This is a genomic window from Haloarcula sp. S1AR25-4, assembly GCF_031624555.1.
In the GTDB taxonomy this organism is placed as follows: Archaea; Halobacteriota; Halobacteria; order Halobacteriales; family Haloarculaceae; genus Haloarcula; species Haloarcula pellucida.
Genome location: NZ_JAMQOR010000004.1, coordinates 317,971 through 332,131 on the forward strand (window position 1 = coordinate 317,971; position 14,161 = coordinate 332,131).

Sequence of the window (14,161 nt, forward strand, 5' to 3'; positions counted from 1 at the left end):
CGTCGTATCTTGACTTTCCTGCGGTAGTCTGAACGTTAGCTCTCGCTTTCGTTCGTGGAGACGCTGGTCTGGTTTGTGGTCGCTCCGTCGTCGTTCCGGTTGGCGGTCGTCTCACGGTCGTCGGTCACGTCGCGCGTGAGAGTGACGCCACCGTCTGCGGGGACGTAGATGGTGTTTTCGTTCTCTCGTAGCGCCTCGATGTAGCGCAGGTCGAGCACTTCGGGATTCTGTCGGAGCGCTTCTCCCTTGATGCGAATCTGTTCGGCCTCGGCCTCGGCTTCGATCACTTGGCGCTCCTTGTTCTTCTCGGCGACCTGAATCTCGTACTCCGCTTCCTCGATTTTCTGTTGTTTGACCTTCTTCTGTTCGATGGACTTCGCATACTCGGTCGGGAGTCGAACGTTCCGAACCTGGACGCTCTCGATGACGATACCGCTTCCCTCGGTCTCGTTCTTGAGAGCACCCTCGACGGCGAGTTTGAGTCGCGTCTGTCCCTCACCGGTGTAGATGTCCGTCACGTCGATGTTCCCTCCCTCCGTTCGCAGTACCGAGCGGACTGTTGGGCGGATAAGACGTGTTTCCGCGGTCGGGAGGTTCCGATACTCTTCGTGAAAGCGTGGTGCGTCGCGAGGCGTGACGCGGTAGCGGACAGTCACGTCGACGTCGACGTGCAGGCCGTCTTGGGTGAGAACGCGGACCGAATCATCCTGGTTCGCGTTGTCGCCCTCACCGCTCTGATGACTCATCGTGTAGGTTTGCGGCCGCGTCGGAATACTGACGGTTCCCTCGACGACCGGTGTGATGAAGTGCCAGCCTGGTTCGAGAATCTTACCCGTCACTGCACCCTGGTTCTTGACGACCTTCACGTTCCCCTCGTTGACGCCTTCGAAGGCCATCACACCGCCGACCATCGAGACGAGGAGTATCAAAACGAGACCGATTACCGTGGCGGACGTAGCAAGTCCACCAATATCTAATGGAGGGCTATCGCGCATATCTCATATCGTCCTCCGAATCAGTTGCGTATAATACTGACTACTCACGTGAGATATTTCGGCAGATAACACGAAATTAACCAGCTTCCAGTTCGGGAACCGACGTACACCGCGTCCACAGTGATCGTGGGCACGACGATGCCCAACCGAAGCGGCTCCCCTTTCAGCGTCCGAAACGGATAGGAGTCGTTTCACGGACCTGTTCTGTAGTCCCCATGCCCTCCGCAAATGACGACGTTGCCATCGAAGCGATCGATCTGAAGAAGACGTCTGGCGCTGAAACTGCGCTCGATGGGGGTTCGCTAACCATCCCACCGGAACAATCGATGGCTTTCTCGGTCCGAACGGCGCCGGAAAGACGACGACGATGCGACTCCTGACTGGGCTTTCCACACCGACCTCCGGTGGGGCCCGTATCTCCGACACGTCAGTCGATGATCGGCGTGCTCTTCGAGCAGGTCGAGCAATTGCCGGCCGTTGACGCCGGCAGGGAAGCCCGGGAAGTTCTCGAGGTGGGCGTTCCGTCGGAGGGTGGGCTCGCCTGCGTCGACGACGAGCGTGTCCAGCCCATGGCGAGCCGTGAAGACGGCTACCGAGAGGCCAGCGACGCCGCCGCCGATACCTGCGACTTCCGATGGGCTGGTTGTACTCAGTGGTCAGTTGTCCCCGTTGATGATGTCTGCGAGCCGCTGCCGGTCGAACAACTGTTCACTCTCCGAGATTTGACCATAACCAGGATACGATCCGAATTCGTCGGGGTACAGCTGCTTTGCAGCCATTTCTGTCTGGAACATGTTGATAATCGGGCCCTGATACGGAGTGCCGCCGACGTAGAGATCGTCGTTCTGGACGGCGGTCACCTCACTTCCGACTGGATGGTCCTGAAGGACCTCCCGCTGCCTTTGGATCAAGTTCTCTCCCTGGAAGTCACGATACGTGAGTCCAAAGTTGAAGATGATGACGTCCGGGTCGTACTCCAACAGTCCCTCGAAATCCACCTTGACGGAGGATTGACCGCTGTATGCGCCTTCGAAGGCGTCGACGACGTTCAAATCGCGGTATTGTTTCTTTCCCCACGTCTTTTCGACCTCCGACTTCGGGTTGTAGATGACCCACCCGTCCCGGTTTTCGGGGTTGTACCGTCCGTTCACCAGCGCCAAGGACCGACGTTCGCTCTCCGGCGGCACACGCGACCGAACGTCTTCGATGAACGGCTCGTAGAGGTCAAGCAACGCGTCGCCGCGTTCCTCTTCACCAAATAGAGCGGCGTACTTCGGGATGTATTCGGACAGAGATAAATATGGATACGGTTCGCCGACCGGCCAGTAGGTCCACCCGTCGAAGCGCTTTCGTCGACTCTCGTTCCCGAACCAGGGTGCGACGTTCTCGCGAACCTCCTCCGCCTCTCCTTTATCGAGGCCGTAAATCGCGATGATGGGGTTCGGGTCGACGGCCATCAGATCTGGGTCGAGTTCGTACAACACCTCAAGATCGGTATCACGTTCCTCTGTCGTGAATTGGGCGAGGTCTTCTTTCGCGGGTACCATCACACCGTCGAGAAAGTCATAGAATCCTTGATACCAGAATCGAGGGTCAGCCATACCGACAGCACCGTCCGCTTGGCCGAGAGCGGTCAACACGTCCGCAGTGAACCCAAGACCACCAACCCACGAGGACGGTGGTTCATCGAGGGTGAGTTCACCAACCGGCGGCATCGTCGCTGTGTAGGACTTTTCATCTGTGGGCGTGCTTGTGGACTCCGGCGTCGATCCGGAGTCCGACTGACTGGCACAGCCGGCGAGCAGGCTACCACCGACGACTGCGCCGCCGTACTTGACATACTCTCTGCGCGTCGGTGCTCGACTCGTGTTAGTATCGTTACCACTCATCGGTAGACGTCTCCGTCGATGATGTCCGCCACCCGCTGGCGGTCGAACAGCTGTTCTTCTTCGGGGATCTCGGGGTACGGCCCGCCATCTGATTTCGGCCACTCGCCGAACGTCTCGGGGTAGAACTGCTTCGCGCTCATCTCCAACTGGAAGAGGTTCAGGATCGGTCCCTGATAGCGTGCGCCCTGCGGGAAGACGCGGCCGTCCTGGACTGCGGTGACTTCTGAGGCGACGGAGTGTGACTCCAGCGTCGACCGGAGGTCAGTCATACTCACGTTCGGCTGCATCCCGCTGAGGTACAGAATCACGTCCGGGTCGGCCTCCAGTAGCGCTTCGAAGTCGATGGTGGAGCCGGACTCGAACGAGCGTCCGAACGGGTCACGCGGGCCGAGCGGGCGTGTGTGTGCCGTCAGGAACCCCGGATTATCCACCCTGTACGCCCATATTTGCTTTTCGACGTCGGCGGCGGTGATCATCGCCACGGACGGCCGCTCACTCTCCGGCGGAAGGTCGGCCTCGATAGCTCCGATGACGTCTGCGTGGATGCTGGCGAGGGCTTCGTACCGCGCCTCCTCTTGGAACACCTCGGCAACCGTCTCGAACTGCTCCCACAGCCCGTAGTACTCGTAGTCGCTGGCCCACTCGCCGGTCGGCTCCTGATGACGATCGCTCAGCGAGTTCCCGAACCACGGCGCGACGTTGTCGGTCACCTCTTCGATGTCGCCCATGTCCCACTGGTCGAGTTGGACGACCCACGCGGGGTCCGCGAGGTGGACGTCGCTCTCGAGTTCGTAGAGCTGCTCCTTGCTTGGCTTCCAAGACGCGTACGCATCTGCCCAGTCGACCGAGATGCCGGGGAGTCGCTCGGTGAACTGCGCCCACGTCGCGTCGTAGTACGCCGGACCGTTGACTGCGTTGACGTCGTCGCCACGGCCGAGCGCGAACGCCATTCCGGCGTGATGTGAGAGCCGGGTGAAAATTCGCTCGGGCACCTCCTCGAACTCGACGGTGCCGACTGGCGACATCGTCACCGAATAGCTCTCGTTCTCGGTCGGTGTCGACCGGGAATCCGATCGCCCGGTACACCCGGCAAGTGCCCCGCCAGTGATGACTGCCCCGCCGTACTTCACGTACTCTCGTCGCGTCGGTGCCTCGTGTTCCGTGGCGTCGTCTGCCATACGTTTTAGGCCCGCCTAAAGCAACATAGTGATTCCGGTTTTTAGGCCAGCCGAAAACCAATGTTCGGCGGACGGCCGCTTCGTCCGCGCGAGAGTGCCTCTGGTGGTGACTCGATCTCGCCGGCCTGTACGCCCCAGAGGGTCGCGTACATCACGCCGTGAGCGAAGTCGTTGATCGCGACGCCGCGAACCCACTGGAGCACCGCGCCGCCCAACAGTGCGGCGGCGACGACTGCCGTCGGTCTGGCCGCCTGGACGCTCGTCGTCAGTCTCTGCTGAACTGCTGCCGTTCGTCCGTGGATCGACGGTTCGCTCCTGTGACATCAGATTTCGCCCATCTGCTCCTGCTTGCGCATCAGATAGAGGAAGTACGGGCCGCCGACGAGTCCGGTGACGATGCCGACGGGAATCTGAGTGTCGGAGCCGACGATCACGGCCATGCCGAGTCGCGCGCCGACGTCGGCGGCGACCATCAGCGCGGGACCGGCGAACACACAGCCGACGACGAGTTTCTTGTAGTCGCTCCCGACGACGTTGCGCACCATGTGCGGGACGATGAGGCCGACGAAGCCGACAATGCCCGCGACGGCGATACTCGCAGCGGCCGCGAGCACTGCGACGCCCGAGAGGGCGAACCGGACCTTCTCGACGCTCATCCCGAGCGAACTGGCAGTCCGCTCGCCGAGCAGCAGGACGTTCAGCTGTCGAGAGCTGACGAGCGCGAGCAGCATTGCCACGGCAGTCCAGGGCAACGCCATCCGCACTTGTTTCCAATCTGTACCTGTGAGCGAACCGGTGGTCCACGCTATCGCGGATTGGACGACGCCGATGTCGTCGGCAAAAAAGAATAAGGCCGTCTGGAGGCTCCCGAAGGCCGTCCCGACGATGACGCCTGCCAACACCAGCCGGACGGGCGAGGTGCCGTTCTTCCACGCGATGGCATACACGATCAGGAACGCGACCGCGCCACCGATGGAGGCGATGAGCGGCAGGAACGCGGCCAGTCCCGAGAACACGACCAGCGTCAGCAGGATCATCAACCCCGCCCCGGAGGAGACGCCGAGAATGAACGGACTCGCGAGTTCGTTCCGGGTGACTGCCTGGAAGATCGCCCCTGAAACGGCGAGGTTCATCCCGACGAGCATCCCGACGAACACGCGCGGCAGCCGGATGTTCCAGACGATGAGGCTCCGCTTGTTCATCTCGGGGATTTCCCCGCCGAGGAGCCACGCTTCCCAGGCTCGGATGTTGAGGACGACGTCCGGGTTGAACACGGCCTGCCACGCTTCAACGATACTCATCGAGAACGCGCCGAAGCTCACCTGAACGAGCCCGCCGCCGATCACGACCGCGAGACTGCCGACGATGAGCGTGAATAGCGAGCCGTCGAACCGCGAGAACCAGCGCTCGCGACGCGAGGTGGTCGAGGTGTCGGTGACTGATTCTCCGGCCATGGTCAGTTGCTCACCTCGCTCGGGTGGCGTTCGGCCTCGATCTCGCGCGCCGCATCGAGGATGAGGTCGTCGTCGACGTGGTCTAGCAGGCGCTTTTGTCCGCGCACGCCGCGCTGCTCGATTTCGTCGTCGGAGAGGTACGTCTCGAACGACCGGTCGATGTCCTGCTCGCGTAACTTGACGCGATGGTCCTCCTCTAAGTCGTGGTCGTCGGGGAGCTGCTCGTCGAACCAGTCGCGCCAGCGGTCACGGTCGCTCCACTCACCGTCGAGCGTGGACTCCTCTCGCATCCAGTCGTAGTGGTCGGCGACCGCCTCCGGGTAGCCGCGTTCCTCGCGGGCATCCGCGACGACGCGGAGCCCGACGCGTCCCCCGCGTCCGGCGGCCATGATTGCCTGTCTGTCGGCTTCCGCTGACGGTGAGGCGACGTATAATCCGTCGACCGGAGTCGTGCCGTCGTGGTCTGCGTACTCGCTGTCGAAGGTCTCGTGTGTCTCCCCGTCGTGTTCGTATGCTTCGAACATCGCCGAACAGTCGTCGAGTCCGCGCATGTACTCGCCGTCGTAGCGGGTCGCGGCGACGACTCGCTGCGCGGAGACAGGGTCGCCCTCCTGGGGCTCGACGACGAACCCGTCGCCATCGACGGCCCGGTCGACCGACTCGACGAGGTCGGTGACGATCTCACAGCCCGCCTCCTCGGCGTGGTCGTGCATCAACTCGTACAACGTTTCGACGTCGATGCCCGCCGGAAAGCCGAGGTAGTTTTCGAGGTGCGCACACCGCTGGATCGAGGAACGCCCGCGGTCGAAGACGGCCGTGTCGAGGCCGTACCGGGCAGTGAAGACGCCTGCCGAGCAGCCTGCCGGGCCGCCGCCGATAACGACGACGTCGTGGTCGTGCCCGTGTGTCGCTTCGAGTTTCGTGCCGGTCATGTTCAGATGTCGCCGTTGACGATATTCGCGACGCGCTGGCGGTCGAACAGCTGGTCGTCTTCGGGAATCTCGGGGTACGGCTCCCCGTCGACGTACCCGGGCCATTCGCCGAACTGGTCCGGGTAGAGCTGTTTGGCCGTCATCTCAAGCTGGAACAAGTTCATGATCGGCCCCTGATAGCGTGCGCCCTGGGCGTACACCTCCCCGTTCTGGACCGCACTTATCTCCGATGCGACGGCGTCGTCTTCCAGTCCCGTACGGATGTCTGCGATGCTGTGGCTCGACGCCATCGTGAACAGCACGAGGATTACGTCCGGGTCGGCGTCGAGCATCGCCTCGTAGTCGACCTGGGTCTGTGGCCCATCGAACTCGGTGTCGTCGAAGGCGTCGATGGCCCCAAGCGGCCGGGTGTGGGCGTTCAGGAACCCGTCGGCGTTCAGGTGGTACACCCAGAACGTGTCGTCCTCCCCCTTGAACGTGAACGCGACCGAGGGGCGTTCGCTTTCCGGCGGCAGTCCCGACTCGATCTCGGACCGTATCGACGAGTGGACCTCTCGGAGAGCACTCGCACGGTCACCGGCACGGAACACCTGTGCGACGCGCTCGTATATCTCCCACAGCGAGAAGTACTCGTAGTCCTCGGCCCATGCTTCAGGCGGGTCGCGCCGGCGGTCGCTGTAGTAGTTGTTGAACCACGGCCCGATCTGGTTCCGGATCTCCGTCACGTCGTCCCGGTCGAGGTTCTCAAGGGTCGACGCGTACGCCGGGTCCGAGAGGTGCACGTCACTGTCGAGTTCGTAGAACCCCTCTTTGCCGAGGTTCCACGAGTCGTTCAGCCCCTCGTACTCGAAGCTGACACCGTCCAGCCGGTCGTAGAAGTGGTTCATCAGCGTCCCGTGGTAGGTCGGGTAGTAGATCGAGTTGATCGCGTCGGCCGCCCCGGACGCGATGGCCATATCCGCGCCGTACGGGAGCCCGGTGTAGACCGATTCCGGGACGGACTCGAACTCGACCGTACCCATCGGGGCCATCGACACCGAGTAGCCGTCGTCGACCGCAGCCTCGGTTGCGGTGTCGGTCGCCGTCTCAGTCTCGGTGGCAGTCGCGGTCGCTGTGTTCGTCGTTTCCGGCGTCGCTCCGGACTCGGACTGGCTCGAACACCCAGCGATCAGTCCACCGCCGATGACTGCGCCGCCGTACTTCACGTACTCTCGTCGCGTCGGTGCCTCGGTCGCGTTGGAATCGTCTGCCATACGGTTTAGGCCTGCCTAAATATACAAAACAGTTCCGGACTTTAGGCCAGCCAAAACTCTCACCGAGGGACTCCACAGCGTGGACACATTGGCGGACCGCCCTCCGGGAGCGCGAGCCCGCAGTGCGGACACCCTCCCCCGTCGGGTGATAGCATCTCCTCGACCACGGCGTCGGTTCCCTCCCGAATCGATTCGATCGTGCCGACGCCCGCTGGAGGTGACTCGGAGTACTCGTCGGCCACCCGTCGCCGGCAGAATCGCACGCGGTCGGTCAGGAAGGGCGGCGTCTCGCCGCCCTCGGCGTCGGTGTCGTCGAGAGCAGGAGTCGACTCAATCTCGACGCCCGACGCTGTGAGTACTCCGAGTGCCTCGGCCGCCCGTCCCCGAACGTACGGGCTCTCGTCGGTCAGTCGCTCACGGAGCATGTCCTCGGCGTCGGCCAGCTTCGCCGGGTGTGCACAGCCGACGACCACCAGCGCCGTACAGAGGTGATATCGGACGAGTTTATTCTCGTCGTTGAGGTGTTCGGCCAGCGAGTCGACTTGGTGGCGAAGCCGATCCGGATCGCCGAGTGCGACGTACGCCAGCGCCTTCGCGAGTTTCTCTTTGACCTCAGGTTCGTCGAACGACAGCCCGATGCGGAGATCGGCCAGCGTTCCCGGGTCGGTAACCTCCGCAGGTGAGTCGACCGCGACGTACCCCAGCGCCTCGGCACAGCGGGCTCGAACGTAGTAGAACTCCTCGTCGTCGGCTACCCGCTCGGCGAGTGCGTCACCGACGAGCAGGACGGTCGCAGGCTCGGACTGAGCCAGCGCGACGAACAGTTTCGCGGTCGTCAATCTGACAGCACGGTCCTCGTCGGTCAAGAACGTCGAAAGCGGACCAACGAGCTCTTCGAAGGAGCGTGACGGCCCCGCAGCGACAGCCCGAACCGCTCGCAGCGCACGCTTGCGAGTCTCAGCATCAGCCGCGCCGAGGCGGTCGAGACACCCCACTGCCACCTCGTGCGCTCCTTCGTTGAGGAGTTCGGGTAGGTGGTCTGGCGCTGGCGGCTGGTCTGGGTCACTCATCGGTTTGGTTGCGTATGTGGATCGCACCCACTACCAGTCGCTTCAATCCGGTGGTTCCGACCTGGCTTGTGAACTCTCTCCTGAGCATCTGTCTCGACGAACGAGGATCGCTGTTCGTGCGTTCGTGACCGTCGCCGCCCACTTCGTCGTCAAAGCGACCCACGGCTACGGACCTACCGTCTCCGCCGTTCGTCCCAAGGAGGGAGTCACCGACTCGAAACCGGAGTTGGCCGAAGACGATGAGCAGGGCGAGTACAGGGGCGTTGAGTTTCGTGTTCGCGGTCTTGCTCTCTACGTCTGTCGCTCACGGAGTTCCTGTTGAAAGCTGGCGTTGACGGCGAGATCGACTACGCGCCCGTGTTGACCGCGGATGAGTGTGTCGAAGTCGTCGTCTCGGCATTGATACCGTCTGACTGAGCGACGAATGCCCCGTTTGGGCTCGCCGATCGAGAGTGGCAACGCTCTGTAGGGGCACCAAAGTCAACACGATCTCCATGTCCGCTCAATTCCCTCGTCCAGAATGGGCAGAAATCGGGCATCTCATTGGGAGATTGACCCCGAATGAGCGATATTTGACCCGAAACCTGCCTACGTTCCGAAACGATTCCCACGCTGTCACGATAGATATAGCGTTCAGCAGTTTACAGAGGGTGAAGACATCCTTCTAGTAGCTGCCTGACGGTGAGCTGCCCAGAGAGCGACTCATTTGTTCTTCATGCCGTATCCCCACCGGCGAAGCACGGCTGCGGGCGTCGACCCTTCGGCTCCGGCGACGAGCATCGCTTCGACGACGTCTGTCTTGTAGACGTCTTCGTCGAATTCGATCTCCATCTCGTCGACAGTGTCGTCGATGAGTTCCTCGGTGGTGTCCTGCAGGAACATCGGCTGTTGGGTTCGTAACTCCTTGACGCTGTCACGGCGATACTTGTAGGGCAGTTCGGAGACTGTGTCCACCGACCCGGCCCCACGCCTGTCTGTAGTGGTCGTCTCGGCCCGTTCAGTGGTGCGCGACGGTCGGCGATCGTCGTCTCTGTCGGTCCCAACTGCCGACGACTCGGCCTGTTTCTCTGCTGACCCGTCGTCTTCGACGGGGTCGTCGGCGAACGGATCGTCACCGGTGCCCGACTTCATGCTGTCGCCTCCACGGTTCCGTGTAGCTGCCGACTCAGAGACCGCAGCCGCTCTAGCGTTTCGAGTTCGTAGTCCCGTTCACGGTCTCGGTGCTCCTCGATGTACTTGAACGCCGAACACTGCTGGCGCCAGCATCCCTCGAACAGCGACCCGCGCTCGTTCAAGACCACCGGGACGTCGTATCCCTTGTTCTGAATCTCTTCGAGCATATCCTGCTGGTCGTTCGTCCCCGAGAAGTTGTTCGGGACGATGGCCAGTACGCCGACGTTGATACCGAGGTTCTCTTCGAGCCCGGGAACCAGGTCTTCGAGACCGTCGACGCTCTTGAAACCCTTCCCGCTGGGCTCGAACGGGACGACCAGCGAGCGCGTGGCGTGAATCGCGTTGTAGAGTTTGACGTCGGCCGTCGCCGGTGGATCGATGATGAGCGTGTCGTAGCGGTCTTGGACGTCGTTCTCCCGGAGCACGCGCAGTAACTGGACGTTTCGGTTCCAGTTCTCACCGAAATCGTTTGCTTCCTCCTCCCGTCGCTGGAGGTGTTTACCCAGCATCGAGAGGCTGTTGTGGGCGGGAATCACGTCGACGCCCTCGCTCGGCCTGATGAGGTCGTCGAACTCCCCACGCGGACGTTCGACGAGGTGACGGACCAGCGAATCAGCCGAGCTATCGTCTCGCTCGTCATCGACGTCAAGCAGGTACGAGATCGAGGCTTCCTGTGGGTCGAGGTCGATGACTAAAACGTCGCGCCCGTCACGAGCAGCGGCGACGGCGAGACTCGCCGCAAGTGTCGATTTTCCGACGCCGCCAGCTTCGGAATACGTCGTAAAGGCCAGCATACCAGTATCGTTGTACCAGGGGACTATAAAACTCAGTCAGACGGTATAGCAAGATAGTATATCTGGTCAGTATAGCTGAGCTGTATATCTGAACAATATAGCCGAATGAGGTAGCTGAATAGTCTGGCCAACCAGCCCAGCCAGAATGAACGCATATACTATCTCGCTGAACGGCTCGGCTGTATCGTATCGCTGGCAGGCATATCCAAACAGAATAGCCAGACCGTATGTCTGAGACGTCCAGTTAGACATTCGACTTCGAAGAGCCAACTGGACGGTAGGAGACTGACGTCGACCGGAGCTGACAGCTAGACACCGACGACGGCGGCACGAGGGTCGACCGCATCGAGCGATGGTTCGAAACGAGGGCGCTGAACGAAGGGTGCCTAAATCACTAAGTGAGTGCAAGAATCGGTTTCTAGGGATGGAGGATAGAGAGCGGGCAATCAAAGCGCGAACCTACCTACACGAAATGGCCACCGGGAAGCACGAGAACGAGGAAGTGCGAGACAGCTATCGACAGGCACTCACGGCGGTCGAAGCGCTGATAGATCAATTATCGGAGGCCACAACAGGACGCGAGCGGAGCGAATCGCCCGCCGAAACACCGGATAACTGGGGAGACGACAAAGACTGGGAAGAAGCGCTCGATTCGGCGTACGAGAAGGCGGGAATCGACCGTTCGACGGGGACGATCACGACGAAAACGATCGACGACCGCGACTACTACTACCTGCAGTGGCGAGAGGGAGATGCAGTGAAGAGCCAGTACGTCGGACCGGTCACTCCCGCCTGAGCGGCACAAATTACCACGCTACCCCACAAACGAGCATCTTCCATGGCGGAAAGAACAGCTACCGATCAGCAACGCAACGGCGGCCGCCTCCTACGGTGTCATCCGTCGGGACAACTGTCGTAGCTTTCGAACCCGTCGCCGATCACGTCTGCGAGTTCGCTGGTCTCGGTATGCGAATCCAGCTGCGAGGAGATACCCGGGGGCACTGTCTGAGCGCCCGCTGTGCGGCCTCGAAGCCAACGATCGGATGGAGATACCCACCCCACGCCTCGGCGGGCACCGTGTGGAGTCAGGTACTCCTCGTCTCCCTCGACATGGATATTCCGGCCTCACAGAGCCGTTTGAGGACGCTCCGGACGCCGGTGACCGATATCGACAGTGTCGATTCCCGCCTCACGCACGACATCGAGGACGCCCACATCGACCGCCACGTCGTCCGGAATCCGCGCGTGGGGGGCGTGGAGCGCTGGAAACGCGGGCCACGCGTCGACCGGAGGGTCGCGAGTTCGCTCCCACTGTTCGATGGACGGGTGTGCCTAGTCGGGAAGCTGCACGTGGTCACGTTGCTGGTCTTCCGAGGACCTGAGTCCGGTGTCGGCGAGGTCGACATCGGCCCACCGTCGCACGATGTGACCGGCCATATCGGCGTACTTCCCCGAACCGTCGAGTTTCTCCATGTCCGAGACGAAGTGTTCGATGGCCGCTGAGAGGGTCAGTCGAAGGGGAGCCTTCTGTCGATACCATCCGTGGCCACCGTACGGCGTGGGGCCCCTAAAGCCAGTGTCCATTGCGGAATAATGCATAGTAGGACTATGCCGGCGCTAATTACCAGACTGCGGTACAGTTTGGTAGTTATAAATCATATCCCGCTATACTGAGGCGTGCGATGGGAAGTTGAGACTAGCGCCCTCAATACACGAAACAGTACTGTGCACATACCACGCAGCTACTCGTCCCTCTGAAATGCCCAGACGCGGAGGTAGTGCGCCCAGTACCCTCGCATTGCTCCGTACCTTTCTCCAATTCGGGCGAGGTCGTCTTTACTCGCTTCACCCACACCGAGATCATACAGTTCCGCCACGACTGAACGGAGCCGCCGCTCCGAGGACGGGACACGACTGAGTCGGCCGAACCCCCGGAGAAACACGAACTCCGATGACCACTCGCCAAAGCCCCACACTGACTCGAGTTGTGCTACTAGTTCCTCGTCCGGAAGTCCGTGGAGGGCAGTATCCGCGAATAGTTCCGCTGCGCCCAGCACTGTCTTTGACTTCCGATTGTTGTTGAGAGCCGTCTCGATTTCGGGTTGACGGGCAAGTATCATCTCGGGCGTCGGGAAGAGTCGGTGAGTCACTCCGTCGCGTTCGATCTCCCGACCAGCCACCTCCACGAGCGAGCGTTTCTGCGATTTCGCCAGACTCATCGGCGTCTGCTGGGAGAGCGCAGCCCAACACGCACATTCGAATGGCGTCGGAAATCGAACGTGGTGGAGCCCGTACAGATCCTCGACGACAGCTTGGAACACGTCGTCACCCTCAGCGGCGTCGTATAACGGCCCCAGGTCGTCCTGCAGTGAAAGAAACGCCGTAACCCACGAATCCGCCACCGCTGGGTCGCCCGGTTCGTCGACCCATTCGACTTGTACTTCTAATTCCGTCGTTTCGGCTGGTGGCGTCTCAGGAGCCTCAAGTCGAGCGAGAAACGCCCTTCCGTCCGCAAATCCGCCGGTCGTGAGTCGAGCAAGCTCACAGTGATGATCACTGGAACACGGGGTGAACCCATCCAGGAACCGGCGCGATTGAGCGAAGTCGTACGGTGCTGAGACATCGACTGTGAGTGACACGGGAAACTGGTCCGACATCACGTATAATATACGACGGCCCACACATAAACTGGCCGGTTGGCCAGTATCCTAGCTGTCGGACCCTAATGTGGCATACAGCTGTGGGAATATGAAGTGGTCAAGTGCAGCTAGTACGGTTTCGATTGCGTTCTCTTCGCCGAGCGCAAGCTCGAGGTCACGTGCATTGGCGACTGCACTGAGCAATAGAATCGTCGTCATTTCGACGTCGACCGGCCGAAATTGCCCCTGTCGGATTCCATCGCGAATAATCTCTTCACAGGTGGTCTTGAGGAAACTGAAGTTCTCTTGGAGTCTCGAACGCAACGCCTCGTTGTAGGGCGCTTGTGCCCGCAGTTCAAAGATGGCCATATGATAGGCCTCACCGTCGACGCCGTCGAGTGATGGGCCGACGGCGAGCCACTCGATCAGCGTGTCGAGGCGATCACTCGGCGATTCGTCGGCAGTTGCTTGGATCCGATCGGAGAACCGGTCAGAAAGGTATTCAAGCAGCGCGACGATGAGGTGGTCCTTCGAGTCGTAATGGTAGTGGACGAGTCCGCGACTCTTCTCGAAATCAGCAGCGATTTTCCGGAGTGTGAGATCCGCGTACCCGTGCTCGCACAGCGCCGTGTACGTAGCCCGCATCAGCGCTTCGTGAGTTTCCGGTGGTGGCCCATTGCTTGTCTCGCTCATCGGATGGCCAGTTCTCGACGCGCTCCAATAAGGGTATTCAATAGATGGGGCACTCCGGGTCGGAGACGTCAGGGGATACTGAATAATCGCC

13 protein-coding genes and 3 pseudogenes are annotated in these 14,161 nt (G+C 61.2%); 4 read left to right on the plus strand and 12 right to left on the minus strand.

Annotation, left to right across the window (positions count from 1 at the left end; all coding sequences use genetic code 11):
• Positions 1-35 precede the first annotated feature (35 nt).
• A complete protein-coding gene (locus NDI85_RS18315; protein ID WP_188997612.1) occupies positions 36-929 on the minus strand; it encodes a prohibitin family protein in 894 nt (297 codons plus the stop codon).
• A 281-nt stretch (positions 930-1,210) separates the two neighbouring features.
• On the opposite strand from NDI85_RS18315, the pseudogene NDI85_RS22345 reads away from it, so the two are divergent.
• A pseudogene (locus NDI85_RS22345) lies at positions 1,211-1,446 on the plus strand (ATP-binding cassette domain-containing protein); the annotation flags it as partial.
• Here the strand turns inward: NDI85_RS22345 and NDI85_RS18325 are convergent.
• From NDI85_RS18325 to NDI85_RS18355, 7 genes and pseudogenes are all read right to left on the minus strand, one after another.
• Positions 1,433-1,648, minus strand: a pseudogene (locus NDI85_RS18325) (FAD-binding protein); the annotation flags it as partial. The pseudogenes NDI85_RS22345 and NDI85_RS18325 overlap by 14 nt on opposite strands.
• A 3-nt stretch (positions 1,649-1,651) precedes the next feature.
• Positions 1,652-2,884, minus strand: coding sequence for an ABC transporter substrate-binding protein (locus NDI85_RS18330; protein ID WP_310916580.1), 1,233 nt, complete (start codon positions 2,882-2,884; stop codon positions 1,652-1,654).
• Positions 2,881-4,062, minus strand: a complete 1,182-nt coding sequence (locus tag NDI85_RS18335; protein WP_310916581.1) for an ABC transporter substrate-binding protein — start codon at positions 4,060-4,062, stop codon at positions 2,881-2,883. The genes NDI85_RS18330 and NDI85_RS18335 overlap by 4 nt, the downstream gene beginning before the upstream one ends.
• Positions 4,063-4,385: 323 nt before the next feature.
• Positions 4,386-5,516, minus strand: coding sequence for an iron ABC transporter permease (locus tag NDI85_RS18340; RefSeq protein ID WP_310916582.1), 1,131 nt, complete (start codon positions 5,514-5,516; stop codon positions 4,386-4,388).
• Between the two features lie 2 nt (positions 5,517-5,518).
• Positions 5,519-6,448, minus strand: coding sequence for an NAD(P)/FAD-dependent oxidoreductase (locus NDI85_RS18345; RefSeq protein WP_188997621.1), 930 nt, complete (start codon positions 6,446-6,448; stop codon positions 5,519-5,521).
• A 2-nt stretch (positions 6,449-6,450) separates the two neighbouring features.
• Entirely contained in the window at positions 6,451-7,701 is a 1,251-nt protein-coding gene (locus NDI85_RS18350) for an ABC transporter substrate-binding protein (RefSeq protein ID WP_310916583.1), read from the minus strand.
• 59 nt (positions 7,702-7,760) lie between these two features.
• Positions 7,761-8,771 carry a HEAT repeat domain-containing protein gene (locus tag NDI85_RS18355; RefSeq protein WP_310916584.1) on the minus strand — a complete coding sequence of 337 codons (1,011 nt, stop codon included), beginning with the start codon at positions 8,769-8,771 and terminating at the stop codon, positions 7,761-7,763.
• 269 nt (positions 8,772-9,040) lie between these two features.
• Here NDI85_RS18355 and NDI85_RS22350 point away from each other — a divergent pair.
• Positions 9,041-9,188, plus strand: a pseudogene (locus tag NDI85_RS22350) (transposase); the annotation flags it as partial.
• 285 nt (positions 9,189-9,473) lie between these two features.
• Here the strand turns inward: NDI85_RS22350 and NDI85_RS18360 are convergent.
• Positions 9,474-9,902, minus strand: coding sequence for a hypothetical protein (locus NDI85_RS18360; protein ID WP_310916585.1), 429 nt, complete (start codon positions 9,900-9,902; stop codon positions 9,474-9,476).
• Positions 9,899-10,738 (minus strand): ParA family protein, encoded by an 840-nt coding sequence (locus NDI85_RS18365; RefSeq protein ID WP_188997635.1) that lies wholly within the window; start codon positions 10,736-10,738, stop codon positions 9,899-9,901. Before NDI85_RS18365 ends, NDI85_RS18360 begins: the two co-directional genes overlap by 4 nt.
• Positions 10,739-11,090: 352 nt before the next feature.
• Between NDI85_RS18365 and NDI85_RS18370 the strand changes: the two genes are divergently transcribed.
• Together NDI85_RS18370 and NDI85_RS18375 are read left to right on the plus strand one after the other, a co-directional pair.
• Positions 11,091-11,534, plus strand: coding sequence for a hypothetical protein (locus tag NDI85_RS18370; protein ID WP_188997807.1), 444 nt, complete (start codon positions 11,091-11,093; stop codon positions 11,532-11,534).
• 170 nt (positions 11,535-11,704) lie between these two features.
• A complete protein-coding gene (locus tag NDI85_RS18375) occupies positions 11,705-12,241 on the plus strand; it encodes a hypothetical protein (protein ID WP_310916586.1) in 537 nt (178 codons plus the stop codon).
• Between the two features lie 239 nt (positions 12,242-12,480).
• Here the strand turns inward: NDI85_RS18375 and NDI85_RS18380 are convergent, their stop codons facing one another.
• Positions 12,481-13,395: a hypothetical protein gene (locus tag NDI85_RS18380; protein ID WP_310916587.1), complete on the minus strand. Its 915-nt coding sequence runs from the start codon at positions 13,393-13,395 to the stop codon at positions 12,481-12,483.
• A 51-nt stretch (positions 13,396-13,446) separates the two neighbouring features.
• Positions 13,447-14,070, minus strand: coding sequence for a TetR/AcrR family transcriptional regulator (locus NDI85_RS18385; RefSeq protein ID WP_188997643.1), 624 nt, complete (start codon positions 14,068-14,070; stop codon positions 13,447-13,449).
• Between the last annotated feature and the right edge of the window lie 91 nt (positions 14,071-14,161).

Coding starts and splice junctions, on each gene's coding strand:
- NDI85_RS18330 (WP_310916580.1), bottom strand. CDS start 2,884: ATGAGTGGTAACGATACTAACACGAGTCGAGCACCGACGCGCAGAGAG.
- NDI85_RS18335 (WP_310916581.1), bottom strand. CDS start 4,062: ATGGCAGACGACGCCACGGAACACGAGGCACCGACGCGACGAGAGTAC.
- NDI85_RS18340 (WP_310916582.1), bottom strand. CDS start 5,516: ATGGCCGGAGAATCAGTCACCGACACCTCGACCACCTCGCGTCGCGAG.
- NDI85_RS18345 (WP_188997621.1), bottom strand. CDS start 6,448: ATGACCGGCACGAAACTCGAAGCGACACACGGGCACGACCACGACGTC.
- NDI85_RS18350 (WP_310916583.1), bottom strand. CDS start 7,701: ATGGCAGACGATTCCAACGCGACCGAGGCACCGACGCGACGAGAGTAC.
- NDI85_RS18355 (WP_310916584.1), bottom strand. CDS start 8,771: ATGAGTGACCCAGACCAGCCGCCAGCGCCAGACCACCTACCCGAACTC.
- NDI85_RS18360 (WP_310916585.1), bottom strand. CDS start 9,902: ATGAAGTCGGGCACCGGTGACGATCCGTTCGCCGACGACCCCGTCGAA.
- NDI85_RS18365 (WP_188997635.1), bottom strand. CDS start 10,738: ATGCTGGCCTTTACGACGTATTCCGAAGCTGGCGGCGTCGGAAAATCG.
- NDI85_RS18370 (WP_188997807.1), top strand. CDS start 11,091: ATGGTTCGAAACGAGGGCGCTGAACGAAGGGTGCCTAAATCACTAAGT.
- NDI85_RS18375 (WP_310916586.1), top strand. CDS start 11,705: ATGCGAATCCAGCTGCGAGGAGATACCCGGGGGCACTGTCTGAGCGCC.
- NDI85_RS18380 (WP_310916587.1), bottom strand. CDS start 13,395: ATGTCGGACCAGTTTCCCGTGTCACTCACAGTCGATGTCTCAGCACCG.
- NDI85_RS18385 (WP_188997643.1), bottom strand. CDS start 14,070: ATGAGCGAGACAAGCAATGGGCCACCACCGGAAACTCACGAAGCGCTG.